Origin of the sequence: Bradyrhizobium sp. CCGE-LA001 (assembly GCF_000296215.2) — a bacterium.
Taxonomy (GTDB): domain Bacteria; phylum Pseudomonadota; class Alphaproteobacteria; order Rhizobiales; family Xanthobacteraceae; genus Bradyrhizobium.
Genome location: NZ_CP013949.1, coordinates 4,110,338 through 4,136,895 on the forward strand (window position 1 = coordinate 4,110,338; position 26,558 = coordinate 4,136,895).

At 65.1% G+C, this 26,558-nt stretch carries 25 protein-coding genes; 13 read left to right on the forward strand and 12 right to left on the reverse strand.

Translation table 11 applies throughout. The annotated features are described in order from the left end of the window. The first annotated feature begins 176 nt into the window (after positions 1-176). Complete coding sequence (hfq, locus tag BCCGELA001_RS19000) at positions 177-425, forward strand: RNA chaperone Hfq (RefSeq protein ID WP_007591126.1); 249 nt, start codon at positions 177-179, stop codon at positions 423-425. 11 nt (positions 426-436) lie between these two features. After that, positions 437-1,822, forward strand: coding sequence for a GTPase HflX (gene hflX / locus BCCGELA001_RS19005; protein ID WP_060736041.1), 1,386 nt, complete (start codon positions 437-439; stop codon positions 1,820-1,822). A 55-nt stretch (positions 1,823-1,877) separates the two neighbouring features. Here hflX and mazG read toward each other — a convergent pair whose 3' ends face one another. From mazG to BCCGELA001_RS19020, 3 genes are all read right to left on the reverse strand, one after another. Continuing rightward, entirely contained in the window at positions 1,878-2,732 is an 855-nt protein-coding gene (mazG, locus tag BCCGELA001_RS19010; protein WP_060737722.1) for a nucleoside triphosphate pyrophosphohydrolase, read from the reverse strand. A 54-nt stretch (positions 2,733-2,786) separates the two neighbouring features. Beyond that, on the reverse strand, positions 2,787-3,245 hold the full coding sequence (locus BCCGELA001_RS19015; protein ID WP_144441364.1) for a hypothetical protein: 459 nt from the start codon (positions 3,243-3,245) through the stop codon (positions 2,787-2,789). A gap of 162 nt (positions 3,246-3,407) precedes the next feature. Continuing rightward, on the reverse strand, positions 3,408-3,941 hold the full coding sequence (locus BCCGELA001_RS19020) for a hypothetical protein (protein ID WP_008559273.1): 534 nt from the start codon (positions 3,939-3,941) through the stop codon (positions 3,408-3,410). A 135-nt stretch (positions 3,942-4,076) separates the two neighbouring features. On the opposite strand from BCCGELA001_RS19020, the gene queC reads away from it, so the two are divergent. After that, on the forward strand, positions 4,077-4,793 hold the full coding sequence (gene queC / locus BCCGELA001_RS19025; RefSeq protein WP_060736042.1) for a 7-cyano-7-deazaguanine synthase QueC: 717 nt from the start codon (positions 4,077-4,079) through the stop codon (positions 4,791-4,793). Between the two features lie 159 nt (positions 4,794-4,952). Here the strand turns inward: queC and BCCGELA001_RS19030 are convergent, their stop codons facing one another. The 3 genes from BCCGELA001_RS19030 to nthA are packed head-to-tail and all read right to left on the reverse strand — an operon-like array spanning position 4,953 to position 6,621. After that, positions 4,953-5,330, reverse strand: coding sequence for a nitrile hydratase accessory protein (locus tag BCCGELA001_RS19030; RefSeq protein ID WP_008559285.1), 378 nt, complete (start codon positions 5,328-5,330; stop codon positions 4,953-4,955). After that, complete coding sequence (gene nthB / locus BCCGELA001_RS19035; protein ID WP_008559287.1) at positions 5,330-5,989, reverse strand: nitrile hydratase subunit beta; 660 nt, start codon at positions 5,987-5,989, stop codon at positions 5,330-5,332. Before nthB ends, BCCGELA001_RS19030 begins: the two co-directional genes overlap by 1 nt. Then, a complete protein-coding gene (gene nthA / locus BCCGELA001_RS19040) occupies positions 5,986-6,621 on the reverse strand; it encodes a nitrile hydratase subunit alpha (protein WP_008559289.1) in 636 nt (211 codons plus the stop codon). Before nthA ends, nthB begins: the two co-directional genes overlap by 4 nt. A gap of 121 nt (positions 6,622-6,742) precedes the next feature. Between nthA and BCCGELA001_RS19045 the strand changes: the two genes are divergently transcribed. The 4 genes from BCCGELA001_RS19045 (at position 6,743) to BCCGELA001_RS19060 (ending at position 10,381) form a co-directional block, all read left to right on the forward strand. Next, the gene (locus BCCGELA001_RS19045; RefSeq protein ID WP_008559291.1) at positions 6,743-7,549 is read left to right on the forward strand and encodes an enoyl-CoA hydratase/isomerase family protein; all 807 of its coding nucleotides are present in this window, start codon (positions 6,743-6,745) and stop codon (positions 7,547-7,549) included. A gap of 235 nt (positions 7,550-7,784) precedes the next feature. Beyond that, positions 7,785-8,924, forward strand: coding sequence for a methionine ABC transporter ATP-binding protein (locus BCCGELA001_RS19050; protein ID WP_193409727.1), 1,140 nt, complete (start codon positions 7,785-7,787; stop codon positions 8,922-8,924). Next, positions 8,914-9,579, forward strand: coding sequence for a methionine ABC transporter permease (locus tag BCCGELA001_RS19055; RefSeq protein WP_060736043.1), 666 nt, complete (start codon positions 8,914-8,916; stop codon positions 9,577-9,579). Before BCCGELA001_RS19050 ends, BCCGELA001_RS19055 begins: the two co-directional genes overlap by 11 nt. Positions 9,580-9,607: 28 nt before the next feature. Further along, entirely contained in the window at positions 9,608-10,381 is a 774-nt protein-coding gene (locus tag BCCGELA001_RS19060) for a MetQ/NlpA family ABC transporter substrate-binding protein (protein ID WP_060736044.1), read from the forward strand. 16 nt (positions 10,382-10,397) lie between these two features. On the opposite strand, the gene BCCGELA001_RS19065 is transcribed toward BCCGELA001_RS19060, so the two are convergent. Beyond that, positions 10,398-11,384 (reverse strand): helix-turn-helix domain-containing protein, encoded by a 987-nt coding sequence (locus tag BCCGELA001_RS19065; protein WP_060736045.1) that lies wholly within the window; start codon positions 11,382-11,384, stop codon positions 10,398-10,400. 181 nt (positions 11,385-11,565) lie between these two features. On the opposite strand from BCCGELA001_RS19065, the gene BCCGELA001_RS19070 reads away from it, so the two are divergent. The 5 genes from BCCGELA001_RS19070 (at position 11,566) to BCCGELA001_RS19090 (ending at position 19,398) form a co-directional block, all read left to right on the forward strand. Then, positions 11,566-12,534: a serine hydrolase gene (locus BCCGELA001_RS19070; protein WP_008559319.1), complete on the forward strand. Its 969-nt coding sequence runs from the start codon at positions 11,566-11,568 to the stop codon at positions 12,532-12,534. Between the two features lie 11 nt (positions 12,535-12,545). Then, entirely contained in the window at positions 12,546-14,543 is a 1,998-nt protein-coding gene (locus tag BCCGELA001_RS19075; RefSeq protein ID WP_008559322.1) for a primary-amine oxidase, read from the forward strand. Between the two features lie 604 nt (positions 14,544-15,147). Next, complete coding sequence (locus BCCGELA001_RS19080) at positions 15,148-17,142, forward strand: TonB-dependent siderophore receptor (protein ID WP_060737724.1); 1,995 nt, start codon at positions 15,148-15,150, stop codon at positions 17,140-17,142. Between the two features lie 61 nt (positions 17,143-17,203). Next, positions 17,204-18,496 (forward strand): siderophore utilization protein FsrB, encoded by a 1,293-nt coding sequence (gene fsrB / locus BCCGELA001_RS19085; protein ID WP_060736046.1) that lies wholly within the window; start codon positions 17,204-17,206, stop codon positions 18,494-18,496. 86 nt (positions 18,497-18,582) lie between these two features. Beyond that, positions 18,583-19,398: a hypothetical protein gene (locus tag BCCGELA001_RS19090; protein WP_060736047.1), complete on the forward strand. Its 816-nt coding sequence runs from the start codon at positions 18,583-18,585 to the stop codon at positions 19,396-19,398. A 14-nt stretch (positions 19,399-19,412) separates the two neighbouring features. Here the strand turns inward: BCCGELA001_RS19090 and BCCGELA001_RS19095 are convergent, their stop codons facing one another. From BCCGELA001_RS19095 to BCCGELA001_RS19115, 5 genes are read right to left on the reverse strand one after another with little or no spacing between them, the layout of a single operon-like run. Further along, entirely contained in the window at positions 19,413-20,864 is a 1,452-nt protein-coding gene (locus BCCGELA001_RS19095; protein ID WP_060737725.1) for an aldehyde dehydrogenase, read from the reverse strand. 25 nt (positions 20,865-20,889) lie between these two features. Beyond that, positions 20,890-21,621: an ABC transporter ATP-binding protein gene (locus BCCGELA001_RS19100; RefSeq protein WP_008559351.1), complete on the reverse strand. Its 732-nt coding sequence runs from the start codon at positions 21,619-21,621 to the stop codon at positions 20,890-20,892. Next, a complete protein-coding gene (locus BCCGELA001_RS19105) occupies positions 21,614-23,284 on the reverse strand; it encodes a branched-chain amino acid ABC transporter ATP-binding protein/permease (RefSeq protein ID WP_008559353.1) in 1,671 nt (556 codons plus the stop codon). Before BCCGELA001_RS19105 ends, BCCGELA001_RS19100 begins: the two co-directional genes overlap by 8 nt. Beyond that, positions 23,281-24,156, reverse strand: coding sequence for a branched-chain amino acid ABC transporter permease (locus tag BCCGELA001_RS19110; protein ID WP_060736048.1), 876 nt, complete (start codon positions 24,154-24,156; stop codon positions 23,281-23,283). The genes BCCGELA001_RS19105 and BCCGELA001_RS19110 overlap by 4 nt, the downstream gene beginning before the upstream one ends. Before the next feature lie 58 nt (positions 24,157-24,214). Next, positions 24,215-25,435, reverse strand: a complete 1,221-nt coding sequence (locus tag BCCGELA001_RS19115; RefSeq protein WP_060736049.1) for an amino acid ABC transporter substrate-binding protein — start codon at positions 25,433-25,435, stop codon at positions 24,215-24,217. 282 nt (positions 25,436-25,717) lie between these two features. Between BCCGELA001_RS19115 and BCCGELA001_RS19120 the strand changes: the two genes are divergently transcribed. After that, positions 25,718-26,557: a helix-turn-helix domain-containing protein gene (locus tag BCCGELA001_RS19120; RefSeq protein ID WP_236840715.1), complete on the forward strand. Its 840-nt coding sequence runs from the start codon at positions 25,718-25,720 to the stop codon at positions 26,555-26,557. The last annotated feature ends 1 nt before the right edge of the window (position 26,558 follow it).

The window sequence follows — 26,558 nt, forward strand, 5'->3', positions numbered from 1 at the left end:
TACGGCGTGGGCTGCCGCGTGAAGCGGCTTGCCTAATAAGCTCACCTGTCCTCTAATCATTCTGCTGTTCCTTCCGAGGGGGATCTCATGAGGAACAGCAACCGGGAATGGCCCCACACAACCAAAACAGGGGGCGCAACCGGTGCAATAACAAGAAACTCAAAGCGAGAAAAAAAATGGCGGCAGACCGCGCACAAAACCTACAGGACACCTTCCTTAATCACGTTCGCAAAACCAAGACGCCACTGACGATCTTTCTGGTCAACGGAGTGAAGCTCCAGGGCATCGTGACCTGGTTCGACAATTTCTGTTTGCTGCTTCGACGCGACGGTCATTCGCAGCTCGTCTACAAGCATGCGATATCGACCATCATGCCGGGCGCACCGATCCAGTTGTTCGAAGGCGGCGAGGATCAGCCGGCTTGAGAGTGATCTGATTGGAACCCCGGAATTTCGACGGGGATGCCGACCGTCCGCGGTCGGCAGGGGCTAAGCAGACGGGGCGGGTGCTGGTCATCGGCCCCTACTTGCGAGTGCGCGCGGGAAGTTCCGATGCGCAATCGGAAAGTTACGTCTTGCGCGACGCCGAGGCCCGGCTCGATGAAGCCGCAGGTCTCGCGCGCGCGATCGATCTCGTCGTTGCGGACGCGATCATCGCACCAATCAGCCAGATCCGACCCGCCACCTACATCGGCAAGGGCAAGGTCGAGGAGATCGCCGGGCTCATCAAGAGCCTCGAGGTCGAGCTCGTCGTGATGGATTGCGCGCTGGCGCCGATCCAGCAGCGCAATCTCGAGAAGGAATTGCATGCCAAGGTGCTCGATCGCACTGGGCTCATTCTGGAAATCTTCGGCCGTCGCGCCAAGACCAGGGAAGGCTCGCTCCAGGTCGAGCTCGCTCATCTCAACTACCAGCGCTCGCGCCTGGTGCGTTCATGGACCCATCTCGAACGCCAGCGCGGCGGCTTCGGTTTCATGGGTGGTCCCGGCGAGACGCAGATCGAGGCCGACCGTCGCCTGATCCAGGAGCGCATCTCCAAGCTCGAGAGCGAGCTGAAGAAAGTGCAGGCGACGCGGCGGTTGCATCGCGCCGGGCGCCAGCGCGTGCCGTATCGCGTCGTCGCACTCGTCGGCTACACCAATGCCGGCAAGTCGACCCTGTTCAACCGCCTGACCCGCGCCGACGTGCAGGCCGCCGACATGCTGTTCGCCACCCTCGACCCGACGCTGCGCGCGCTCACTCTACCTCATGGCGGCAAGGCGATGCTGTCGGACACCGTCGGCTTCATCTCTAACCTGCCGACGCAGCTCGTCGCCGCCTTCCGCGCCACGCTGGAGGAGGTGCTGGAGGCCGACGTCATCCTGCATGTGCGCGACATCTCCCATGAGGATGCCGAGGCGCAGCAAAGCGACGTCGACGCCGTGCTGCGCCAGCTCGGCATCAACCCCGATGATTCCGGCCGCATCATCGAGGTCTGGAACAAGATCGACCGTTATGATGCCGAACAGCGCGAAGAGCTCTTGAACATCGCCGCGCGCCGGCCGGAAGATCACCCGGCGATGCTGGTCTCGGCAGCGACGGGCGAGGGGATCGACGCACTGCTCGCCGCGATCGAGGAGCGGTTAGCAGCCAAGCGCACCACGCTCGATCTCTCCATCGACGCCGCCGACGGCGCCGGCATCTCCTGGCTGCACCGCAATGCCGAGGTGCTGGCGAAAGAGCTGCACGACGGCCGCTTCGACATGACCGTGCGGGTAGACGAGACCAAGCGGGATATCGTGGTGTCGAGGTTTGATGCGGTGCCGCACCTGTCGGCCACATAACGGCTGTCGTCCTGGCCCCGCGCGCAATTGCGCGCTAGGCCAGCACGGCACTTAGCTATCGGCGAGCTTCCTTGCGCCCCTCTGCCGCCGGCTTGTCTTCATCCTTTGCCGCATTCCACAATGCGTCCATCTCCGCGAGCGACGCCTGCTCAAGCGTCCGGCCCTGCGCCTCCAAAGCCCGCTCGATATAGGCAAAACGACGCTCGAATTTCGCATTCGTAGCGCGCAATGCGGCTTCCGGATCGGCGTCGACATGGCGGGCGAGGTTGACGAGCGCGAACATGAGGTCGCCGGTCTCTTCCGCCAGGCCAGCGCTGTCGTTGCGGTCCAATGCCGCCTCGATCTCGTCGGCTTCCTCGCGGATCTTTGCCAGCACGGCGCGCGGGTCGTTCCAGTCGAAGCCGACGGTGGAGGCCTTGCGCTGCAGCTCCATGGCCCGCGTCAGCGCGGGCTGGCCGGCCTTCACGCCTGACAGCAATGACTTGTGCGCCGGCGTTTGCTCCGTCGGACGGCGCGCGGCGCGCTCGGCCTTTTCCTCAGCCTTGATGCGGTCCCAGACCTCCTTGACGTGGTGCGGGGCGAGGTTGCCGTCCTTGTCGGCGAAGACGTGGGGATGACGCCGGATCATCTTGCGCGTGATAGCCTCGACGACATCTCCAAACGAAAACGCGTTCTGCTCGGAGGCCATCTGAGCGTGGTACACGACCTGAAGCAGGAGGTCGCCGAGCTCCTCTCTGAGATCGTCGAGATCGCCGCGAGCGATCGCGTCCACCACCTCATAGGCTTCCTCGATCGTGTAGGGCGCGATGGTCGCGAAGTTCTGTTCGAGGTCCCAGGGGCAGCCGGTCACCGGCGTGCGCAGCGCCGCCATGATCTCGATCAGGCGGGAGATGTCGCGGGAGGGCTTCATGTCATGAAATTCCATAGAATCAAACACCGGCGTTATACGCTTCGGAAGAGACAACTAATGGAAATCCGACGGCGAACTCTGTCTCGAAGGTCCCCACGCATACGCTTCTTCCGGGCTGTCGAACGGTCGGATCATCGGCTCCTCGAAGCCGAGCACCTCATAGCAGTAATCGCTGCCGACGAAGGAGAAATGTCGTGGCTTCCGGCCGATTGGATCGGTAGCGGTATATGCGCTGAGCAGCGCGGAGCTTTCGGCCTCCTTAATGTAAATACCTCCATCGTAAACTCCCGCGCTGTCTCCATGATCGGCCACCGAGTAAATCATCTCATCAAAACCCGCATAAATCTCGCAGGGCATTTCGATGCCATAAGCGCGACGACTGGGATTTGGCGCAATGACAATTAGGTAGAGCACGCGACGCCAAAGTCCTTGGTCGAAAACATAGGGCGGGCGTTCGATGCCGTCGATAATCGACTCGTATGGCCGCCATCTAAGAGTGGGATCAGGGAACAAGCCGCCTCCACGCGGTATGAGGTTTGCTCCGCATCCGGAAGCCGATGTCTCATTGGGCACCGGAGCTACATGCTTCCGGCTTTATGCCAAAAGCTCTGCATCAATCCCAGCGGAACAGGCCGAAATCAGACTGGTTTCCACCGGCCGACCGACTGATCGGGATCAGACCGCCGTTCGCCGAAGCAGGAGCATGCGAATGAACATCGCAGCGCAAAATCCAAAGAACAGGATTGGCGCGAGCGCAATCAATCTGCTGCCTGGCTGGGCAACAAACATCACGAGTCCGCCGGCGACGAGCACCAAAGACACGATTGTCAGGAGCCAGAGCACGATCGGGCCGTGTGCGCGTGCCTGGGACGTCATGCTCTCCTTCAAAGACAGCCCCTCGTCCGCGGCGTTCAGTCTAGGGAGCAGAATGCACATCCAAGCGAGATAAAACGCCAAGAAGACGCCGGCCAGCACCACGGAGACGCCGAGGTTGTATCCTCGAAAGAAGGTTGATGCGACGATGATCAGCAGGGCTGAAACTACGATATAGGCCTTCATCTGCTTTCGGAGCCGCCGATAATTCTCCTCTGAGCCAACCATGTAGCCGCGGCCGAGGACGCCCCATGGAAAGAACAGCCGGCGTCCGTCCTCAGTGGTCTTGAAACTGCTGCTGGTCAGCCCTTCAAAATAGCCCATGTCGCCGCCCATCCATTACATTGTGTGGCAGTTGCGCTAGACTACCAGCGCGAGCATGCGGCTGCAATTGAGTGGAAGCTCTTCGGAGCGCGCGTCGTTGTGTGATCTAGCATTGATGGCGTCGACGAACTGGACTACCTGAGGCCCATGAGTGACTCAATTTCCTCCGACACCGCGCTGGTGCTGTTCTCCGGCGGCCAGGATTCCACCACCTGCCTCGCCTGGGCGCTCAGCCGCTTCGCGCGAGTGGAGACGCTGGGATTCGAGTACGGCCAGCGCCATGCCATCGAGCTCGCCTGCCGCGACCGCCTTGTCGACGGCATCAAGAGCCTACGCGAGGATTGGGCTGCAAAGCTCGGCGAGAGCCATACGCTGTCGATCCCAACGCTCGCCGCCGTCTCCGAGACCGCGCTGACGCGCGACGTCGCGATCGCTATGGGCGCCGACGGTCTGCCCAACACCTTCGTGCCTGGCCGCAACCTCGTATTCCTGACCTTCGCCGCAGCGCTGGCCTACCGGCGCGGCATCACCCACATCGTTGGCGGCATGTGCGAGACCGACTATTCCGGCTATCCCGATTGCCGCGACGACACCATCCGCGCGATGCAGGCGGCGCTCTCGCTGGGGATGGCGCGGAAGTTCGAGCTGCATACGCCCTTGATGTGGATCGACAAGGCCGCGACCTGGAAGCTGGCGCATGACCTCGGCGGCGACGGTCTGGTCGACCTCATCCGCGAGCAGTCGCACACCTGCTATCTCGGCGAACGCGGCGCGCAGCATGACTGGGGCTATGGCTGCGGCGAGTGCCCGGCCTGCAGCCTGCGGGCGAAGGGATGGCGGGAGTTCGTGGCGGGACGCAGATAGCGCTCCGATCTCCGCTGTCATTCCCCGCGAAGGCGGGGAATCCAGTACGCCGCGGCTTCTCCGTATCCTACAAACGTCTCTGGAATACTGGATCACCCGCCTTCGCGAGTGATGACAGCTGTATTTGGGGAAACGGTGCCCGCAACGCGCAGGTGGTTATCAAGCAAAATCCTCTTCCCGCAGCTCGATCGGCTTGCCGTGGGGCGTGCGATCCGCCGCGTGGTCCCAGGCGTCGCGGTAGCGATGCAGCGTCTCCTTGGAGGCGACACCCTTGCGTGCGACGAGGCCTTCCAGCGTGGCGAGCCAGTGCAAATAGTAGGTCTCGCCCGTGTCGGGGTCGCCGGCGGCCTGCGCGCGCTTGATCTCGGAGGCGAGGGCGGCGGCCCATTCGGGCCAGGTGAAGACGCCGCGTTCGTGCAGGCTCAAGGCCATCGCGAACGCATGCGCCTCCCAGGGCGCGCGGAACACGGGGCCGTCGTCATCGCGCGGAATGCTGGGAATGGCGGCGGTCGCAGCCGCGGCAGCACTACTATTCATCACGCCGGGTCCAGATAAGGCTCGAACGCGTCGATCGAGACCTTCAAGGTTGGATCACCATCCTCACCCCAGAGATCGCGGCCCTCGAACACGACGGTGTAGAGCCATTGCGGGTTCTCGCCGAGCTCCATCGCCGCCGAATCCGGAAACACGTGGCAGCCATGGTTGAGCTCGACCACGCCGACATGGCCGCGGACATAGCGCGGCAGGCGCGTATGCGTGGCCGGATGGATGTTCTTAGCGCGAACGCGATCGCCGATGTTGAATTTCGCCGCGGCCGGGGCAGGGCGGGCGAACTGGCCGCGCACCATGATGCGCTCGACATTGGCAAGATCGAACTTGCCGTGCTTGAGCGCCTTTGCAGGCTTCATCGCGTGGCCGGCCGCAACTTCTTCCCGGGTGAGATAACCCTTCTCGATCAGCATCTCCTCAAGCCCGAGGAACCATTTCTTGTAATAGGAGCTCGAGAGGTAGACGTGCGGCGGCAGCGTCTCGCGGTAGAAGCGCGAGGTGTCGATGTTGAAGGCGCCGGCCGCGCCCATCGCACGCACCATGGCCAGAACGCGGGACTCCCACTCCTCGTGGAACATCGGCTCGTTCGGCTCGGGCTCGACCTTGCCGAACCCGTCCATGCCGCCCATGTCGTGCACGCCGTTCACGACGGCGCTCCCGGCGTTTTCGGAAAACCGGTGCCGATCATGGAATCGCGCGTGACCAGTTCGGCGAGCTGCTCCTCGCTCCAGCCCTCCGTGCCTGCGGGCCGCATCGGCAGCACCAGGAAGCGCGTCTCGGCCGTGGAATCCCACACTCGGATCTCGATGTCCTTGGGGACCGTGACGCCGAAATCGGCGAGCACGCCGCGCGGGTCCTTCACCGCACGCGAGCGGTAGGGTGCGGCCTTGTACCAGACCGGCGGCAGCCCGAGCATTTCCCAGGGGTAACAGGAGCACAGCGTGCACACGACCATGTTGTGGCGCTCGGGCGTATTCTCGACCACGACGAGGTGGTCGCCGACGCGGCTGACATGGCCGAGCGTGCCGATCGCCTTGCTGCCGTCCTCCAGCAGCGCCTGCTTGAACGCCGGATCGGTCCACGCTTTCGCGACGACGCGCGCGCCATTGTGCGGGCCGATCTTGGTCTCGTAGGCCTGGATGATGGCGTCGAGCGCGGCCGGCTCGACATAGCCTTTTTCGGTCAGGATCGTCTCGAGCGCGCGCACGCGCAGCTCGGTCTCCGAGAGCTCGGAATGATCGTGATCGTGGTGATGATGATGGTCGTGATCGTGGCTCATGACGGCGAAGATAGGCGCAATGACCTGGGCCTGTCGAGTATGCGTTGCGGTGCGTCCGGGTCCCATATTCGTGAGGGCGGTTGTAGGATAGCATCGCCGCAAAAGCGATGAGGAGACGCTGGTGACGGACTATGTGAAGATCGAGAAAGGCCTCGGGCCCGAGGGACGGATTGCGGTGGTGCGGTTCGATCGCGGCGACGGCATCAACGCGCTGTCACCCGAGGCAATGCGGCAGCTGACCGCAGCGGCGCGCAGCTTCGAGGACGACGCCGCGACGTCGGTCGTGGTCCTGACCGGCAGCTCGGGCGCATTCAGCGCCGGCTTCGACCTCAAGGACGCCGAGGGGCGCTCGCGCAAGGAGATGGATCTCGGCGCGCTGCGGCGGCATCTCAAGCTTGGGCCGCGCCTGACGCACGCCTGGCAAGAGATGGAGCAGATCACGATCGCGGCGATCGAGGGCTTTTGCGTCGGCGGCGGCGTCGCGCTGGCCGTGGCGCTCGACTTCCGCGTCATGGGGCGCGATGCGCATCTGCGCGTGCCCGAGATCGGGCTCGGCATGAACATGAGCTGGCAGAGCATCCCACGCATGATGCATCTGATGGGTCCGGCGCGCACCAAGCAGGCGGTGATCCTGGCCGATCAGCGCATCAGCGCGGATGAAGCCTACGAATGGCGGCTGGTGGAGCAGGTGGTCGATCCCGGCCATGCCTTCGAGGCCGCGATGGATCTCGCGCGCAAGGTCGCCGCGCAGCCGCCGCTCTCGGTGGCCATGACCAAGCTCACCGTCAACCGGCTGGCGCATGCGCTTGACGATCTCGCCAGCCACATGGACGTCGACCAGTTCGCGCTCGCTGGCTTCAGCGAGGACCACAAGGAGGGCGTCGAGGCTTTCCTGACGCGCCGCAAGCCGCGGTTCAAGGGGCGGTAGCCCACGGCGCTGTCGATGTCGGGCAGATGAATTTTCTTGAGCTGGGGGCGATTGGGAAAACTTCGTCCATCTCCCTGCAAATATCTGAAATTGCAAGGAAGACTGGAAAAGGCGATGGTGCGTGCTGCGGTGCAGCGCGTCGTTCTCTTGAGGCGGTTTGCTGCTGTTCCACTTCCCAGTCGCCGATGCGACCGGCTCTGGTTTGCCTTCCGGGCAGCCGAGAGAACTATTGTGCATGAAGGCCGTCTCCATGAACGCTCACCAATCGCTTGCCGTCGGACAGCCGATTGCGCCCCCTGAACCGATTTCACCTGTCGCGCCGGAACCGGACGCGATGGTCCGTTTCGACGGGATCTCAAAGACCTATCCCGCCTACCGCGGCAAGCCCGGCGTCAACGCGCTGCAGAATATCGACTTCGCCATACCGCGCGGTTCCATCACCGGCGTGATCGGCCGCTCGGGCGCAGGCAAATCGAGCCTGGTCCGGTTGATCAACGGGCTGGAGAAGCCGACCACGGGCCGCGTCATCGTCGACGGCCGCGATATCTCGGCTCTGGCCGGCCGCGAGCTGCGCCTGGCGCAGCGCTCGATCGGCATGATCTTCCAGCATTTCAACCTGCTGTCGTCGCGCACCGCCGCCGACAACATCGCGCTGCCGCTCGAGATCGCCGGCTGGTCCAGAGCCGACATCAAGACGCGCGTCGCCGAGCTGCTCGCGCTGGTCGGCATCGCCGACAAGCATGATCGTTATCCCTCGGAACTCTCGGGCGGCCAGAAGCAGCGCGTGGGCATCGCGCGGGCACTGGCGACGCGGCCGAGCGTGCTGCTGTCGGACGAGGCGACCTCGGCGCTCGATCCGCAGACTACGCGCGCGATCCTCGATCTGCTCGCGAACATCAACCGTGAGCTCGGGGTGACCATCGTGCTGATCACCCACGAAATGTCCGTGGTGCGCCAGCTCGCGAAGGAGGTCGTGGTGCTCGATGCCGGCCGTGTGGTCGAGAGCGGCCATGTCGCCGACATCTTCACCCATCCGAACCACCCGATCACCCAGTCTTTCCTCGCCGAAGTGATTGGCGACAGCCTGCCGGTCTCGCTGGCAAGCCGAATCGTGCCGGAGCCCGTCGTGGGCGGGCAGACCGTGATCCGCATTCAGGTGCGCGGGGCAGGGGCCGGCGACACGGTGGTGGCGCGGCTCGCCCGTGAGCTTGGCCTCGACGTTGCGCTGCTCGCGGCGCGCATCGACGAGATCGGCGGCCAGCACGTCGGCTCGCTCGTTCTCGGCATTCCCGGCGGCGAAGACGCGGTGACGCGCACGCTCGCCTGGCTCTCTCAATATCAATTCTCGGCGGAGCGTCTCGGCCATGTCGCCTGAACTCATCAATTTGATCGTCCAGGCCACCGGCGAAAGCCTGTACATGGTCGGTATCGCGGCGCTGCTCGGCACCACCTTCGGCCTGCCGCTCGGCGTCTTTCTCGCCACCAGCCGCAAGGGCGAGCTATTCTCGGCTCCCGTCGTCAATCGCGTGCTGGGCATCATCGTCAATGCCACGCGGTCCACGCCCTTCATCATCCTGGTCGTCGCCATCATCCCGTTCACGCGGCTGATCGCCGGCACCTCGATCGGATCAACGGCGGCGATCGTACCCCTGGTCATTGCATCGACGCCGTTCATCGCGCGCCTGGTCGAGGCGGCGATCCGCGAGGTCGATGGCGGGCTGATCGAGACCGCGTCCTCATTCGGCGCCTCACCGATCCAGATCGTGCTCAAAGTGTTGATCCCGGAGGCGCTGCCCGGCCTGCTACTCGCATTGACGCTCGCCGTGGTCAGCCTGCTCGGCTATTCCGCGATGGTGGGCGCCGTCGGAGGCGGCGGGCTCGGCGACCTCGGCATCCGCTACGGCTATCAGCGCTTCATGCCGGAGATGATGCTGGCCGTCGTGGTCGTGCTGATCGCGCTGGTGCAGATCGTCCAGAGCGCGGGCGATTATCTGGCGCGCCGGGTCAACCGCCGGCTGCGGCATCGCTGAACCAAACTTTTCGAAACTGGAGACATCAATGCGTTTTCTCGCAACCCTTGCGGCTGCAGCCTTGCTTGCGGCCAATGCCCACGCCGAAACCATCCGTGTCGGCGTGAGCGCCGGCCCACATGCCGAGATCCTGGACGTCGTAAAGAAGGTCGGCGCCGAGCGCGGCATCGACATCAAGGTGGTCGAATTCACCGACTACGTGATCCCGAACCAGGCGCTGGCGCTTAGGGATCTCGAGGCCAACTCGTTCCAGCACGAGCCGTATCTGAAGAACCAGATCTCCAAGACCGGCTGGAAGATCGTCAAGGTCGCCAACACGATCGGCTCGCCGCAGGGGGTCTATTCGCAGAAATACAAGAAGCTCGCGGACCTGCCCGAAGGCGCCCGCGTCGCCATCGCCAACGACCCGTCGAACGGCGCGCGTGGCCTGATGATCCTGGCGCTGCACGGGGTCATCAAGCTGAAGGACCCGAACAACGTCTCCTCGACCATCGCCGACATCACCGAGAACCCGAAGAAGCTGCGCTTCGTCGAGCTCGATGCCGCCCAGCTTCCGCGCGCGCTGCAGGATGTCGACCTCGTGTCGATCAACAACAACTACGCCGTGCAGGCCGGTCTCAATCCGGCGACCGACGCGATCGCGCGCGAAAACCCCGACGGCCCCTGGGTCAACATCCTCGCTGTCCGCGAAGAGGACAAGGACAAGCCGTGGGTGAAGCAGCTGATCGAGGTCTACCACTCCGATCCGGTGAAGGCGTTTCTGCAGACGCGCTTCAAGGGGACCTACCTGCCGACCTGGTAAAGGCGAGCGGCGCGCGTCAGGCACACCTGGCGCGCCGCAGCGTCTGCGAGGGCAGCTCGGAGAAGTGGCGCTTGTAGTCGAACGAGAACTGGCTGAAGTGCCAGAAGCCGTGCTGCACGGCGACGTCGTAGACGGAGGCATTCGTGCCGCCGGCGCGCTTCAGATCGCGGCGCACACGGTTGAGCCGCATCGCGCGCCAGTAATGCATCGGGCTCGTGCCGAGCACCTCCTGGAAGCAGTAGCCGAGCTTGCGCGGGCTGGCGCCGACCGCCTGGCAGACCTCCAGCAGCGAGAGCATCCGCTCGCCGCTGCCATGCATCAGCTCCCGCGCGCGATCGACGGTGCGCTTGCGCCCCGCAGCGCTGCGGCCGGGATCGCTTGGGCGTGCCGTCGGCAACATGTCCATGATATCGACGAGCAGGGCGTCTTCGAGCGCCTGCCGGACGGCGGGATCGTCGAATCGTTCGGGCGCGGTCGCGATGGTCTCGTGGATCGCGGCAAGATGAGCTCGCAATCGCAAGACCGGCGCCTGCGCCATCTCGATCACGCGCAACTGATGCCAGACCGCGCGCGGCAGCTCGATATCGAGCCGAGCAGCGAGCTCCTCGATCAGCGCCGAACTGGCGATGACGCCGCGCAGCTCGAACGATCGCGGTGTGCACATGTCGACCTCGGCGTCGATGCAGGCAATGACCTGGGCGCCTGCAACGCTGGCGCCGTTGCAATTGATCTCGCCCTCACCGTGCCAGGGCAGAGCAATGCCGAAGCTGTCGGCTCCCAACTGACCGTATTGGCGGACCTGCTGGCTGGTGATCTCGCGGAAGATTTCGAGCCGGGGCAGGGAGAGTTGCGTGAAACTGCCGCTGAAGGCTCCGGCGCTGATCTGGTCGTAGCTCAGCCGCCAGCGCCCGAGCGAAGCGCAGTGCTCGTCGACGTCGCAACTGGTCGCCTGAAGCAGATTGTGAGCTGAGTCCAGAGTCGGAAGAACTTCACTTAAGGTCATGACGATACGTCAAATTCCCCGTTCGAGCAGCCAGCAAGAACCACGCCAGACTGGCACGGCCACCGGCGCTGTCCAGCAAAATATTGCCGGATCTCGATAACGCCGGCCGGAGCCTTCAATGCAGTCTTCCGCCCCGGCGCTCCCGACATTGGTGTCGAGGCCGCTTGGCGGAGGGATCGAGATGCGACCGACCGAGATCATGCGGGGCAGCCCGCCCGCGCCCGAGGCGCAGGTGACGCGCGCGAACTGGCGCAGCTTCCCCGCGATCCGCTGGGGCTTTACCCACACCCGGGAGATGCTGCCGACTGCGGAGGTCCGCCGCTCGGCTAGTCCGACGCCGGTGCGCAGCGCGCCGCGCGAATTGTCCAGGCTCGGCTTCACGGCGCCGGACGGCCAGCCGACGACAGTCGAGGCCACGCTGCGCGAGACCTTCGGCGATGCGCTGCTCGTCATGCACCGGGGCACGCTGATCCACGAATGGTACGGCGACGGCATGAGCGTGACCACGCCGCACCTCATCTGCTCCATCAGCAAGTCGATCGCCGGAACGCTCGGCGGCATTCTGGCCGCACGCGGCTTGCTCGATCCCGAGGCGAGGGTGGTGCGTTACGTGCCGGAACTGGAGAGTTCGGTCTATGGCGGCTGCACGGTCCGCAACGTTCTGGACATGGCGGTCGCCATCAAGTTCGAGGAGGACTACGAGGATCCCGCCGGCGACGTCGCGCGCTACCGTTTCTCCTCGGGCTGGGACGTGCCGCCTCCGGGTGTCGAGGCCAGTCACCAGCGGGCCTATCTGACGACGCTGCGCGGGACAGGCAAGCCGCACGGCAAGGTGTTCCACTACGTCTCGACCATGCCGGGCTGGTGGATCGACGACATCCACGAGAACGGCGATCCCAAGGCCTGGGCCGATGGCGACCTCGCCGAGATCTTTCCGGGCGCGCGCTACCGCAGCAAATGGTATACGATCGACGCCTCGCGCAACGATCTCGCAGGGATCGGCATCCACGGCCAGTGGCTCTATATCGATGCCGCCTCCGACACGGTCATCGTCAAGCTCGCCACGCAGCCGAAGGCGATGGACGTGCCGCTCGACCATCGCTGGCTCGCCGCCTTCCGCGCCATCACCGCGCATCTCGCCCCGCGCTGAACGGACCTCCCATGCTCGACACCGCCAAAGCCCGATCAACGGATCAAGCCGCCCGACCACATCCGCTCGATCCCCTGACGATCGAGGAAATCCGCGCAGCCTGCACATTGGTGCGTGCAGCGGCAGCCGCGCCGGAGAACTGCCGCTTCCCGGTGGTGAGGCTGGAGGAGCCGACCAAGCAGCAACTGGCCGCAGGTGTGGCGGGGCGCCGTGCCTTCGTGCTGACACTGGATGTAACGACGGGCGAAGCTATCGAGCACGTCGTCGATCTCGGCCGTAGCGAGATCGTGACGCGGAAACTCCTCCCGAACCGCGAAGCGCCCTATGGCCAGCCGCCGGTGATGCTGGAGGAGTTCTTCAAGTGCGAGGCCGTGGTGAAGGCCGATGCCGGCTGGCGCGCGGCAATGCGCCGCCGCGGGCTCAGCGATAGGGACATCGAGCTCGTTCAGGTCGACCCGTTCTCCTCGGGCTTCTTCGACAAGGAGTTCGAGCGCGGCGCACGTATCGTGCGCGCGGTCAGCTATTTCCGCGAGCATCCCCAGGACAACGGCTACGCCCACCCGATCGAGGGCGTCGTCGCCGTCGTCGATCTGATCGGCGGCAAGGTCATCGACCTCACCGACGAAGACCCGATCGTGCCGATCCCACGCAAGAAGCGGAACTACGGCGCGCATGAGGTTGCGAATCCGCGCACCGACATCAAGCCGCTACACATCGAGCAGCCCGACGGCGCGAGCTTTCGTGTCGAGGGCTGGCAGGTCGACTGGCAGAAATGGAGCTTCCGCATCGGCTTTACGCCGCGCGAAGGCCTCGTGCTGCATCAGCTCGCCTATCAGGACGGCCCGCGCAAACGCTCGCTGATCCATCGCGCCAGCGTCACGGAAATGGTGGTGCCCTACGCCGATCCCACCGCGAACCATTTCTGGAAGTCGGCCTTCGATGCCGGCGAATACGGCCTTGGCATGCTCGCCAACGCGCTAGAGCTCGGCTGCGACTGTCTCGGCAACATCCACTATTTCGATGTACCTGCCACGGACAGCAAGGGCGAGCCCTTCGTCATGCAGAACGCCATCTGCATGCACGAGGAAGACTACGGCATCGCCTGGAAGCACTACGAGTTTCGCAACGGCCTGTTCGAGGTCCGCCGTTCGCGGCGGCTGGTGATCTCGTTCTTCGCGACCGTCGGCAATTACGACTACGGCTTCTACTGGTACCTCTACCAGGATGGCACGATCCAGCTGGAGACCAAGCTCACCGGCATCATCCAGACCGCCGCCGTGCCATTAGGCGAAACATACAAATGGGGCGGCATGGTCGACGACAATCTGGGCGGACCGACGCACCAGCATTTCTTCAACGTCCGCCTGCACATGGATCTCGATGACGGCGGCAACACCGTCACCGAGCACGATTTCGTGCCGCGGCCCTGGGGCGAGGGCAATCCGCACGGCAACGTGTTCGACACCACGACGCGGGTGTTGTCGCGCGAGCGCGACGCGGCGGGGATCGCCAACGGCGAAACCGGCCGGTTCTGGAAGATCAGCAATCCCAACGAGACCAACTCGGTCGGCAACGCGCCGGCCTACAAGCTCGTCATCAATCCGTCTCCCCTGATGCTGGCGCAGGAGGGCAGCTATGTGCGCAAGCGCGGCGGCTTCGCGACCAAGCATGTCTGGGTGACGGCATTCGATCCCGCCGAGAAATACGCGAGCGGCGATTACCCGAACGTCCATGCCGGCGGCGACGGCCTGCCACGTTATGCCGCGCAGGACCGCAACATCGAGAATGCCGATATCGTGGTGTGGCACTCTTTCGGCCATACTCACCTCTGCAAGCCCGAGGACTTTCCGATCATGCCGGTCGAATATGCCGGCTTCGTGCTGAAGCCGACCGGCTTCTTTGCCGCCAACGCGGCCGGCGACATCCCGCCCGACCGCAACAGCCACAGCGTGCTGGCGGGCGCGAGTAACAGCGCCGGCGAGTCGTGCTGTGGCGCCGTCAGGCCATAGAGTCCGCGCTGTAACAAGCCGATCATTTCCGGTCATTGCCGGACAATGAGCGATCGTGTCTATCTAGAAGCGTTCTAGATGTTCGTCATCGCAATGTTCGAGATCGCTGCTCGCTGACATGTCGGCTGCGCAGCAGCCGTACGCATCCGTTCGCCATGAGTGCATTGGTCGCGCATGCTGCGCACATCTCTGGAGAAATTCTAACCTTGTTCCTATCGCCCTGCGAAGCCGCCTGAGTTAGGGCGGGGCATCAAGAATGGTACCGGCGAAGCCGGCGAGGCGTGGGGCTTTACGAAACGTGACAGACTTCCAACTTCCTTCGCGCTTTGACGCGCGTCGTCAACGAATTCAGGTGATCTTCTTCGGTGCGGTCAGCACGTTCGCTCTCGCCGTGCCCGTCGGCTCCGTGCAAGCCCAGACCCAGATTCCTGCCGTCACCGTGGAAGCGCCGGCGCAACGTGCCCGTCCGGCGGCAATCGCCTCGTCGCGAGGGTCGGCTGCAGCACGCGCTGCTCGCGCCAATCGTCGCGCGCCGGCGCAGCAGGCGGCACCGACCCCGTCGGCATCATCGAACGGCGCAACAGGTGAACGCGCCAACGGGCCGGTGCGCGGGTTCGTCGCCACGCGGAGCGGCACCGCCACCAAGACTGATACGCCGCTGATCGAAACTCCGCAGTCCGTGTCGGTCGTGACCACTGACCAAGTCAGGAACCAGGGCGCGGTCTCGATCGGCGAGGCGCTGCGCTACACCGCCGGCGTCAGCGGCGACGTCAATGGCGGCTCCGATACCCGCTTCGGCGCCCTGCAGATCCGCGGCTTCGATACGACCATGACGGGCCTCTACATTGACGGCCTGCGGATTCCGTCAAGCAACTACGTGCATTTCAACGGCCTCGATCCCTACGGCGCCGAGCGCCTCGAAGTGCTGAAAGGGCCGTCCTCGGCGATGTATGGCGGCAGCGGCACCGGCGGCATCCTCAACTACGTGACCAAGCTACCGACCGCGCAGCAGTTCGGCGAGGCCTCAATCTCCGGCGGCAGCTTCTACCGCTACCAGGGCCAGTTCGACATGGGTGGCCCCGCCAACAAGGAAGGCACCGTGCTGTGGCGCCTCACGGGCGTCGTCCGCGACGGCCAGACCCAGGTCGACTTCACCAAGGACAACCGTGTCTTCATCGCACCGGCCGTCACCTTCAAGCCGAACGAGGACACCACCATCACCCTGCTCGCCAACTACCAGAGGGACCGGGCAGGGTGGGGCCTCCAGTTCCTGCCGGCCTCTGGCACGGTCTGGCCGAACAATGGCCGCACCATTCCGGTCTCGTTCTTCGCGGGCGTGCCGGGCTTCAACGCGTTCAATACCGAGATCGCGACCGCCGGCTACCAGCTCTCGCACAACTTCACCGACAACATCACGTTCCGGCAGAACCTGCGCTACGCCTATCAACATAACGAAGAGAAGGTGTTCTACGGGGCAGGCTATACGGATGAGGCGGCCGGGCAACTCGCGCGCGCGGGCAGCTACAGCAACTCGTACATCAACTCCTTCGCGGTGGACAATCAACTGCAAGGCAAGTTCGTCACCGGCATCTTCAGCCACACCACCCTGGTCGGGGTCGATTATCGCAACACTGCGTTCCGCGACACCGCCTTTGGCGTCACCACCTCGGCTCCCGAGATCAACGTGTTCAACCCGGTTTACAGCTACGACTGGGCCATTGGCGCGATGAGCGACAACACCGGCGTCAAGCAGTCGCAGGTCGGCCTCTACGCACAGGACCAGATCAAGCTCGGCCGGCTGTCGTTCCAGCTCGGCGGCCGCCAGGACTTCGTGACGACGCAACTCGACAGCGATCTGCCCGCCGCCAGTACGTCGGTCTCGAAGGATGCGTCGGCCTTCACCGGCCGCGCCGCCGTCATGTACAATTTCGACAATGGCATCGCGCCGTATTTCAGCTACTCGGAATCGTTCCTGCCGGTGCTCGCCAGGGGACCGGCCGGCCAGCTGCTCAATCCCGAGACGGGAGTCCAGTACGAGGTCGGCGTCAAGTACCAGCCGATCGGCTGGAATGCGCTGTTCACCTTCGCCGCCTTCGACCTGACGCGCGACAACGTCGTCACCTACGCGCCGCCGACCTATATCGCGGAACAGACCGGGCAGGTGAAATCGCGCGGCATCGAGCTCGAAGGCACTATGTCGCTCGCCGACGGCTGGAACCTGCGCGCGGCCTATGCCTATGTTGATGCCGTGGTCACGCAGGATCCGGTCAATGTCGGCAAGGCGCCGGTCGTCGTGCCGCTCAACCGTGCCTCGCTGTGGAGCGACTACACGCTCCAGAACGGGGTGCTCGCCGGCTTGCAGTTCGGCGGCGGCATCCGCTATGTCGGCGCGACCTGGGGCGATGATGCCAACACCTTCAAGGTGGGATCGGCGACCGTGCTGGACGCGCTGCTCGCCTACACCCGTGACAATTGGCGCCTGTCTTTGAACGTGACCAACCTTGCCGATACGCGCTATGTCGCTGCCTGTTACAGCCTGTCAGGCTGCTTCTACGCGGAAGGGCGCAAGGCCATCGGCAAGCTGACCTACCGCTGGTGAGTTCGAACTGAGGATGGTCCGGCAATGGGGAGCCGGACCTGACGGATGAGAGTGGAAGACGATGAGAGCGATATTCGGTCGGCTGCATCGCTGGGCGGGACTTTTGACGGCCGGCTTCCTGTTCTTCTCGGGCATCACCGGCGCGATCATCTCGTGGGATCACGAGCTCGACGATGTCCTGAACAGCCACTTGTTCGACGTCAGCAGCAAGGGCCCGGCGATTCCCTCGATTGAGCTCGCCAAGATGATCGAGCAGCGCGATCCTCGCGCGCGCGTCGTCTATCTCTTCATGACTCCGGAGGAGGGCCACTCGCTGTGGTTCTTCGTGATGCCGCGGATCGATCCCGCGACCGGCAAGCGTTATCCGCTCGACTATAACCAGGTCTTCCTCGATCCCAACACCGGCGCGGAGCTCGGCCGGCGCTATTGGGGCGCGGTCTGGCCGGTCACGCGAGAGAACTTCGTCTCGTTCCTCTACAAGCTGCACTACACGATGCACATCCCGGAGTTCTGGGGCAGCGACCGCTGGGGCATGCGCGTGCTCGGCATCATCGCCATCATCTGGACCATCGATTGCTTCGTCGGCTTCTATCTGACGCTGCCCTCGCGGCGGCGCGCCAAGGCGGCGCGGGCGCCTGAAGTCGCGCGGCAGCTCGAGCGCGGATTCTGGGCGCGCTGGGCGCCGGCCTGGACCATCAAGACCTCGGGCAGCGCGTACCGGATCAATTTCGACATCCACCGCGCCTTCAGCCTGTGGACCTGGAGCCTGCTGTTCGTCATCGCCTTCACGGCGTTCTCGCTGAACCTGTATTTCGAGGTGTTCTCGCCGCTGATGAAGATGGTGTCGAACTACACCCCGACGCCCTATGAGCAGCGGCCCTATCGCGGCCTCGACGACCCCATCGAGCCGAAAATGACGTTCGCCGAGATCGCCGCCCGCGCAGCCGCCGACGGCAAAGCTCGTGGCTGGACCATTCCGGTCGGCGCGATCAGCTACGGGCCTGCCCATGGTGTCTATGCCGCTGCCTTCTTCCATCCCGGCGACGATCACGGCGCCGGCGGTGTCGGCCCGGCGCAGCTTTACTACGACAGCGAGGACGGCCGCCCGATCGGCGAGCGGCTGCCCTGGGTCGGCACCGCTGCCGACATCTTCGTGCAGGCGCAGTTCCCGCTGCATTCGGGCCGCATCGTCGGGCTGTTCGGCCGCATCCTGATCTCGATCATGGGGCTGGTGGTGGCGGCGCTCTCGGTGACCGGCGTCGTGATCTGGTGGCGCAAGCGCCGCGCCCGTGTCCGCGTGCGCGAGACCGCGGCGGTGCGGCTCAGCCAGCAGCAGCTCACGCCGGCGGAGTAGGGCTCGCCCGGCCGTTGCAGGTGAACCTTCCGGCGAGGCGCCGCCACAAAGACTGGAGATCGCTTCCAGTCTTTCCGGAAATCGCAATGAGATCGCTTGCCTTGCTCTGCCTGCTCGTCTTGGCCGCGCCCGCACATGCGGCCACGCCCGAGCAGCCCTATCTCGAGCTGCGCGACCGCAACATCGCAAAGTTCTCCAAAGCCAAGGAGAGCGACGCCATCTACAAGCAGCATGACGCCGCGCTGAAGGAGCTGGCAGAGATGCTGCGCGGCGTGGTGGGTGCGGTCACGATCAAGGGGCTGCCGGCCGAGGGGAAATCGAACGTCGACACGCTGTTCAAGGGCGACATCGGCTTCGGCCATCTCGACGGGCTCAGCTTCGCGTCGGAAGGCTACAAGACGCAGGCCGTCGTGACCACGACGACGCTGCTCAAGCACTGGCTGCGCGAGCGTCGCGAGGACGGCATGCCGCAGGAGATCGGCGCCGCCTTCAAGTCGGACCGGTTCTACTACAATGCGATCCAGGATGCCGCCTTCGCCATCTATGCCGAGCTGCCGATCACCAAGCCCGCGGGTGTAACCGTTGCAGCGGCCGTACTCGGCTTGCGCGGCAATGGCGGCCTGAAGGGGCCGCCGGATGAAATCGACGTGGTCGCGATCCAGGGCGACAAGGTCTACTTCATCGCTACGTCCGACGGCGTGAAGACGACGGAGATTCCGGCCTGCGAAAAGGTCTGGAACCAGATGATGGCTAGGAAGGTCCCGCAGGACGCCATGGCCCGCGAAGACAAGGCCATGGACGCCTATACCAAATGTTTCGCCAAGGAAGCGCCGAGCCAGAGCTGGTACGCCACCATCGTCAAGAAGGCGCAGGGACAGCTGGAGCTGTTGCCGCTGCGCTAAACGCGGGCGACCGCTCAGAACGGATAGTGCCGCGGCCCCGTCTGCACGGTGATCCAGCGCAGCTCGGTGAACTCGTCGATGGCCGCCTTGCCGCCGAAGCGGCCGTAGCCTGACGCCTTGGTGCCACCGAACGGCATCTGGGGCTCGTCGTGCACGGTCGGCGCGTTGACGTGGCAGATGCCGGCCTCGATCCGCTTGGCAATGCCAAGGGCGCGCGCGATGTCGCGGCCGAACACGGCGGAGGAGAGGCCGTATTCGGTGTCGTTGGCGACGCGGACCGCCTCGTCCACGCCGCTGACGCGCACTACGGTCACGACCGGACCGAAGCTTTCCTCACCATAGATGCGCATCGCCGGCGTGACATGATCGACGATGGTGGCCGGCATGATCGTGCCGTTGCCGTGCCCGCCTGCCGTCACCACCGCGCCCTTGGCGACGGCGTCGTCGATCAGGCCGCGGACGCGGTCGCAGGCAGCATTGCTGATCAGCGAGCCGAGCACCACATTGCCCTTGCCGGGATCGCCATGGGGCAGGCTCTTCGCCTTGGCGCTGAACTTGGCGATGAAGGCGTCCGCCACCTTGTCGTCGACGACGATCCGCTCCGTCGACATGCAGATCTGGCCCTGGTTCATGAAGGCGCCGAAGGCCGCGGCGTTGACGGCGGCATCGAGGTCGGCATCGTCGAGAATGACGAGCGGGGCCTTGCCGCCGAGCTCCAGCAGCGCGCGCTTGAGATGCTTGGCGCAAGCGAGCGCGATGAGACGGCCGACCCGGGTCGAGCCGGTGAAGTTGACGCGGCGGATCGCGGGATGGGCGATCAGCGCTTCGACGACCGCCTGCGCATCCTCCGGCGCATTGGTCACGACATTGACGACGCCGTCGCCGAGCCCGGCCTCCGCCAGACAGCTTCCGATCAGGCGGTGCACGCCGGGGCTCATCTCGGAGGCCTTCAGCACCACCGTGTTGCCGCAGGCAAGCGGCATCGCGACGGAGCGCACACCCAGGATCACCGGCGCATTCCACGGCGCGATGCCGAGCACGACGCCGACCGGCTGACGGAACGCCATCGCGAGATTGTCGGGCTTGTCGGTCGGGATGACCTCGCCCGAGATCTGCGTCGTCATGGCGGCGGCCTCGCGCAGCATGCCTTCGGCGAGATGCACGTTGAAGCCGGCCCAGCCCGCGGTGGCGCCGGTCTCGGCGACCATCAGTGCGGTGAACTCCGCCGCTCGGCGCGCGAGGATGTCGGCGGCGGCGCTCAGCCGCTTGCGGCGCTCGGAGGGACCGAGCTGCGACCAGGCCGGAAAGGCGGCGGCAGCCGCGTCGGCGGCGCGCATCGCATCGTCGATCGAGGCCGCGGCTACGACGGTCGCGGTCTCGCCGGAGATCGGATTGCGGCGCTGGAAGGTGCGCTGATTGCTGGCCGACTGGTCCTTGCCGCCGATGAGAAGGTCGATTGCGTTCATGGCGCTCTCCATGGGGTGTGGGTGATTACGTTGGTTTCGAAGAGACGCGCGCCTTGCCGAGATAGGCGCGCTGGATCTCGGGATCGTTCCTCATCGCAGCCGCAGGGCCGCTGCCGGCGTTGCGGCCGGACTCGATCAGGTAGACGCGATCGGCGATGTCGAGGCTCGCCCGCGCGTTCTGCTCGACCAGCAGCACGCCGAGACCGGTGCTGCGGATCTGCGTCAGCGCGCGGAAGACCTCGCGGCTGAGCAGGGGCGACAGGCCGAGCGAGGGCTCATCGAGCAGGAGCAGCAGCGGGTTCGACATCAGCGCGCGGCCGATCGCCACCATCTGCTGCTCGCCGCCGCTCATGGTGCGGACGGCCTGGGGCATGCGCTCGGCAAGCCGCGGGAACAGCTGCAGGATCCTTGCGAGCCGGTCCGCTTCGCCGGCGCGGGCGCGTGCGGGATAAGCACCGAGCTGCAGATTCTCGGCGACCGTCAGATCGCCGAACACGCCGCGGCCTTCGGGCACCAAGGCAATGCCGCGCTCCACGATCAGATGGGCTGGCAGTTCGACGATGCTCTGTCCCTCGAACCGGATCGTTGCGCCCGGCGCAGGCTTGACCAGCCCGGCGATGCTCTTGAGCAAGGTCGACTTGCCGGCGCCGTTTGCGCCAAGGATCGCGACGATCTCGCCCTGATTGATGCCAAGCGCAATGTCGGCAAGGGCCTGGTGCTTGCCATAGAAGTGGGAGAGGGCGGAGATCTCAAGCATCGTCACCTCCGAGATAGGCGGCGACGACCTTAGGATCGGACAACACCTCGTCCGGTCCGCCGCGTGCGATCACGCTGCCGGCATTCATGACGATGCAATGGCTGCACAGCGCGCGGATCGCATCCATGACATGCTCGACCATGATGATGGTGAGGCCGCGGTCCCGCAGTTTTGCGATCAGGGCGATGCCTGTTTCGAGCTCGCTTGGATTGAGGCCCGCCAGCCATTCGTCGAGCAGCACGAGGCGCGGCTGCAGCGCCAGCGCGCGGGCGAGCTCCAGACGCTTCTGGTCGATATAGGTGAGATCGCGCGCTGGCGTTTCGCTCATGCTGCCGAGCCCGACCAGATCGAGCAGCTCGCTCGCCGTTGCGTCCGCGCCGTCCGACGTGGAGAACAGCCGCGCCGCCGCGACGTTCTCGGCCACGGTCAGATCCGGCATCACGCGCACCAGCTGGAACGTGCGGGCGAGGCCCAGGCGCGCGATCTGGTGCGCGCGCAGGCCATTGAGGAGGGTGCCACCGAACCGGATCGTCCCCGACGAAGGCTTCAAGGCGCCGGACAGCGTATTGAGCAGCGTCGTCTTGCCGGAGCCGTTCGGGCCGATGATGCCGATGATCTCGCCCGGCGCGACCTTGAAGCTGACGTCATTGACGGCAACCAACCCGCTGAACGATTTGCTGACGCCCTCGACCGCGAGCAGCGGTGCCGCCATGGTGCGGGCGGAAGCAGCCGCAGGCCGCCCAGCCGGGACGCGCCAGCGGCCTGCCCCGAACAGGCCGATCACGCCGTTCGGCAGCACCATGACGATGAGCACGAAGATGACGCCGAGCACGATGCTGAAATGATTGGGCAGCGTCGCGGTCAGCACCTCGAACAGCAGGACCAGCGGAATGACGCCGAGTACAGGTCCGAACAGCGAGCCGGCGCCGCCCAGCAAGGCCATGATCACGACCTGGAACGAGATGGTCGGATTGAACGCGATGGCGGGATCGATATAGGTCCAGCGCGGCGCCATCACCGCGCCTGTGACCGCCATGAATGTCGCGCTCAGAATGAAGACGCTGAGCTTGACCCGCGTCGCGTCGATGCCAGAGTGGCTGGCCGCGGTCTCGTCGGCGCCGATGGCGCGCAGGGCCAGCCCGTAGCGCGAGCGCCCGAGCAGCCAACCCACGAGGAAGACGAGCGCCGTCAGACCAAGAAGCTGCCAATAGAGGATGTCCTGCGTCACCGCGCTGAACAGATAGCGGCCGACCGATTTGTGGATGTTGACCTCGTACCAGATCACCAGCTGCCGGATCAGCTCGGCAAGCCCGAAGGAGAAGATTACGAAATAGATGCCTGATAGCCGCAGCGTCGAGAGGCCGGTAATCGCGGCGGTGAGTGCGCCCACGCCGGCCGCGGCCAGCAGCACGACCGGCCAAGGCATGGTCTCGCCGAGCACTGCGGCGGTGTAGGCGCCGAGGCCGAAGAAGGCGACCGTCGCAAGCGAGATGTAGCGGGTGGGACCTGAGAACATCGCCCAGGCCGTCGCCAGAATCGTGAAATAGAGAACGCTGATGCCGAGCGCGAGATAATAGCCGTTGGCGTAGAGCGGATAGGTGACGATGGCCACAGCCAGGGCAGGGACGGTACCCCACAGCAATGCACGCATGGGCCCGGTCATGACACGGCCCTTCCGAACAGGCCGGTCGGCCTGATCAGCAGCACGCCCAGGAACAGCGCGTAGGTCGCGGCCAGCGTCAGGCCCGGATCGACCAGCCGCGCCACCGCGGTCTCGACGACACCGAGCAACAACCCTGCGACTAAGGCGCCCATCACATTGCCGACGCCGCCCATGATGACGACGACCAGCGCCTTCATGGTGAAGACCACGCCCATGGCGGCATTGAAGGTGAGGAACATGCTGACGAGCACGCCGCCGACGGCGACCAGGCCGCCGCCGAAGGCAAAGGCCAGCCCCGACAAGGCGGCCACGTCGATCCCGACAAGGCGCGCGGCGTTGGCATCGACCGCGATGGCGCGCACGGCGGTGCCGATCCGCGTGCGGGTCAGGGCAAGATACACCGCGCCGCCGACCAGCGCCGCAAACAGCAGCGCGACCAGGCGATTGACCGCGAGCGTTGAGCCCATGATCGTCAGCGGAATGGAGAGATAGCTGTAGCTGTAATACTGGCCGCCGAAGGCGACCAGCATGGCGCCCTGGATCACGAACAAGACGCCGAAGGTGACGAGAATGCTGTCGATCTCCTGCGCGCCTCTGTCCTTGCTCCGCCGCATCAGGCGCTCCAGCAGGAAGCGATAGAGCAGCCAGTTCAGCAGCATCGCGACCGGGACGGCCAAGAGCAGCGCGGCCAGCGGGCTGAGGCCAAGACCGCTGTAGAGCGAGAACGCGCCGAAGGCAGCCGCGACCAGAGACTCCCCATAAGAGAGGTTCATGATCCGCGCCACGCCATATTGCAGCGTGAGCCCGAGCGCGATCAGCGCATACATGCCGCCGAGCACGAGGCCCGGCAGGACGATGTCGACAAGCAACATGAAACGGGTCCCTGGTGGACGGAGGCAGGCCTCGCCGCGCAAGGCCTGCCCGCCAGCCTTACTGCCACTGCGCCTTCGGCACGACCGGCGCACGCGCGCCCGGAAGCGAGGCGGGCGCGACGGCGTAGAATTCGCCGTTCTGCCACTGGCCGACGCCCCAGATATCCTGGAGCAGGCCGTCCTTCAACTTGACCTTGCCGATGATGGTGTCGAACGTGCCCGAACGGATCTCCGCTGCGACTGCGGCGCGATCGAGCTTACCGACCTTCTCGATCGCCTGCTGGAGAACCTGGAGGCTCGCATAGGTGATCGAGCTCGCCCAGCGATCGGGCTCCTTGCCGGTCGCGGCCTTGTGGCGCGCGAGATAATCCTTCAGCTGTGGCGAGTCCGCGTTCCAGCCGCCGATCCCCATCACGCCGTCGCTGTTGGCGGCGAACTTGCCCTTATAGAGCGGGAAGGCGGTGCCGACGCCGACATAGAAGATCTTCGGGTTGAATTTGAGCAGCTGCGCCTGCTCGGTCAGCGCGATCGTATCCGGAGGATAGCTGAAGGCGATGAACGCATCCGGATTGGCCGCGATGGCATCCTTCAGCAGCGGCTGGAGATCCTGGGTCCCCATTGGATAGGTCTTGTCATAGGCGAGCGTGAAGCCGTGCTTCTTGAAGGCTGCGCGGCCCGCAGCCGAGAGCTCGATGCCGAACTGATCGGCGATGCTCACCATGGCGATGTTCGGCCCGATCTTGCCTTCGCTTTTGAGCTTGCCGAGCAGGTCCGCCAGCGCCTCGGAGATCTGCGCGGAGGTGCCGAGCCAGAAGGTCGCGTTCGACCAGCGCTTGGCGAGCTCCGGCGCCTTGTCGGTCACCGAGGTGACCGCGAGATGAGGATAGCCGAGGCGGTTCAGCGTCGGGCCGACCGCAAGGTTCAGGCCCGTGCCCCAGGGCGACAGAATGAAGTCGACCTTGTCCTGGTTGGCAAGACGCTCGATCGCCTTGACGGCTTCCTCCGAGCTGCTGCGGTCGTCGTATTCAACCACCTCGATCGGCAGCTTCTTGTCGCCGACTTTGATGCCGCCCGCGGCATTCACGTCCTTCACCCACAGCTCGTAATTGGGCAGGGTGGTGATGCCGGCGCCGCCGGCATAGGGACCGGTCTTGGAAATGGCATAGCCGATCCGGATCTTCTCCTGCGCCTCTGCCGTGGACGCAAAGGCTCCCAGCACTGTCGCAGCGGCCATCAGCCCAGTGACGCGCAGCAACGTTCGACGGTTCGCCAAAAACATGTCGATCCTCCCTCGTGTTTCACGCAAGCGATTGTTCGCGTGAGTGGTCGTTCCTCTTGGCCTGATTTCTTCGGCGCGGCTTCGCTGAGCCGGCCGCGACCAGGACTTGACCTAGCAAGCACCGCGCGGTTTGTTCGCACAATGGACAAATCCGGTGAAAGATTGGACGTTTCTGGTCGTGACGGGCAAGTGCGTCGAGGCGTCGCGGAGGCTCCTCGCGCGCAGGCGTCCATAGCGGGCGGAGCCGCGCCCGTTGGCGCCGAGCTGATCAGATCGCATTACGTGGCCCGGCGCTGGACACCGATGTCCAGGGCGTCCCGACCCTTCACCCATCTGCTTTGCCTGCACGGCGGCGGCACCGCGGAGATCGGCCGGACCGGCAAGTCGATGAAATTGGTCGGACCCGCGATCGTCTGGCTGCCGGCGGGATCGGCCGAATTTCTGGAGGTGTCGGCGGGAGCCACCGCCGAACTGCTGTATCTCCGCACGGGCGTGTGGCATCGATACCTGCCGCCGTCGGCCGAGCCTGCCTACCTCGCCCTCGAAGGCGCTGCCGGCATTATGGCACTGCCGGTCGATCCTGAACTTGTGACGACCATGGCCCGTTCGATTGCGGCGATCGCAGATGAGATCGCATCACCCGCGCGCAGCGGCGCGGCGTCGATTGTATCGGCCGAGCTGACTCTGTGCATCCTGCGCTTCTGGCGCCTGTTCGCCGGCGACGGCGACCGGGTCGAGGAGGGCACCAGCACCGAGATCCTGAGCCGCTTCCGCAGGCTGCTCGAGGAGCGCTATCATCAGCATCTGCGCGTCAGCGATTACGCCAACCTCCTCGGCATGACCCCGGACCGCCTGCACGCCCTCTGCAGCCGCGAGCTGAAGCGCTCGCCGAGCGAGCTGATCCAGCAGCGCGTGGTCAAGGAAGCCGCGACGCGGCTGGAGACCGGCACCGCCGCCGTCAAGCAGATCGCGTTTGCGCTCGGCTTCAAGGACACTGCCTACTTCAGCCGCTTCTTCCGCAAGCACACCGGTGAGGCGCCGGGCGTCTGGCGCCGGCGCGTCGCCGCGCGCGCGCGCGCCGGACGGTCGAGACCGACGCTGAATTTTGCCGACTGGCCGTGAG

What these genes read in the sequence shown, in the direction of transcription:
- hfq (WP_007591126.1), top strand. Translation starts at nt 177, where the DNA reads ATGGCGGCAGACCGCGCACAAAACCTACAGGACACCTTCCTTAATCAC.
- mazG (WP_060737722.1), bottom strand. Translation starts at nt 2,732, where the DNA reads ATGAAGCCCTCCCGCGACATCTCCCGCCTGATCGAGATCATGGCGGCG.
- BCCGELA001_RS19020 (WP_008559273.1), bottom strand. Translation starts at nt 3,941, where the DNA reads ATGGGCGGCGACATGGGCTATTTTGAAGGGCTGACCAGCAGCAGTTTC.
- queC (WP_060736042.1), top strand. Translation starts at nt 4,077, where the DNA reads ATGAGTGACTCAATTTCCTCCGACACCGCGCTGGTGCTGTTCTCCGGC.
- BCCGELA001_RS19030 (WP_008559285.1), bottom strand. Translation starts at nt 5,330, where the DNA reads ATGAATAGTAGTGCTGCCGCGGCTGCGACCGCCGCCATTCCCAGCATT.
- nthA (WP_008559289.1), bottom strand. Translation starts at nt 6,621, where the DNA reads ATGAGCCACGATCACGACCATCATCATCACCACGATCACGATCATTCC.
- BCCGELA001_RS19050 (WP_193409727.1), top strand. Translation starts at nt 7,785, where the DNA reads ATGAAGGCCGTCTCCATGAACGCTCACCAATCGCTTGCCGTCGGACAG.
- BCCGELA001_RS19055 (WP_060736043.1), top strand. Translation starts at nt 8,914, where the DNA reads ATGTCGCCTGAACTCATCAATTTGATCGTCCAGGCCACCGGCGAAAGC.
- BCCGELA001_RS19060 (WP_060736044.1), top strand. Translation starts at nt 9,608, where the DNA reads ATGCGTTTTCTCGCAACCCTTGCGGCTGCAGCCTTGCTTGCGGCCAAT.
- BCCGELA001_RS19065 (WP_060736045.1), bottom strand. Translation starts at nt 11,384, where the DNA reads ATGACCTTAAGTGAAGTTCTTCCGACTCTGGACTCAGCTCACAATCTG.
- BCCGELA001_RS19070 (WP_008559319.1), top strand. Translation starts at nt 11,566, where the DNA reads ATGCGACCGACCGAGATCATGCGGGGCAGCCCGCCCGCGCCCGAGGCG.
- BCCGELA001_RS19075 (WP_008559322.1), top strand. Translation starts at nt 12,546, where the DNA reads ATGCTCGACACCGCCAAAGCCCGATCAACGGATCAAGCCGCCCGACCA.
- fsrB (WP_060736046.1), top strand. Translation starts at nt 17,204, where the DNA reads ATGAGAGCGATATTCGGTCGGCTGCATCGCTGGGCGGGACTTTTGACG.
- BCCGELA001_RS19090 (WP_060736047.1), top strand. Translation starts at nt 18,583, where the DNA reads ATGAGATCGCTTGCCTTGCTCTGCCTGCTCGTCTTGGCCGCGCCCGCA.
- BCCGELA001_RS19095 (WP_060737725.1), bottom strand. Translation starts at nt 20,864, where the DNA reads ATGAACGCAATCGACCTTCTCATCGGCGGCAAGGACCAGTCGGCCAGC.
- BCCGELA001_RS19100 (WP_008559351.1), bottom strand. Translation starts at nt 21,621, where the DNA reads ATGCTTGAGATCTCCGCCCTCTCCCACTTCTATGGCAAGCACCAGGCC.
- BCCGELA001_RS19105 (WP_008559353.1), bottom strand. Translation starts at nt 23,284, where the DNA reads ATGACCGGGCCCATGCGTGCATTGCTGTGGGGTACCGTCCCTGCCCTG.
- BCCGELA001_RS19110 (WP_060736048.1), bottom strand. Translation starts at nt 24,156, where the DNA reads ATGTTGCTTGTCGACATCGTCCTGCCGGGCCTCGTGCTCGGCGGCATG.
- BCCGELA001_RS19115 (WP_060736049.1), bottom strand. Translation starts at nt 25,435, where the DNA reads ATGTTTTTGGCGAACCGTCGAACGTTGCTGCGCGTCACTGGGCTGATG.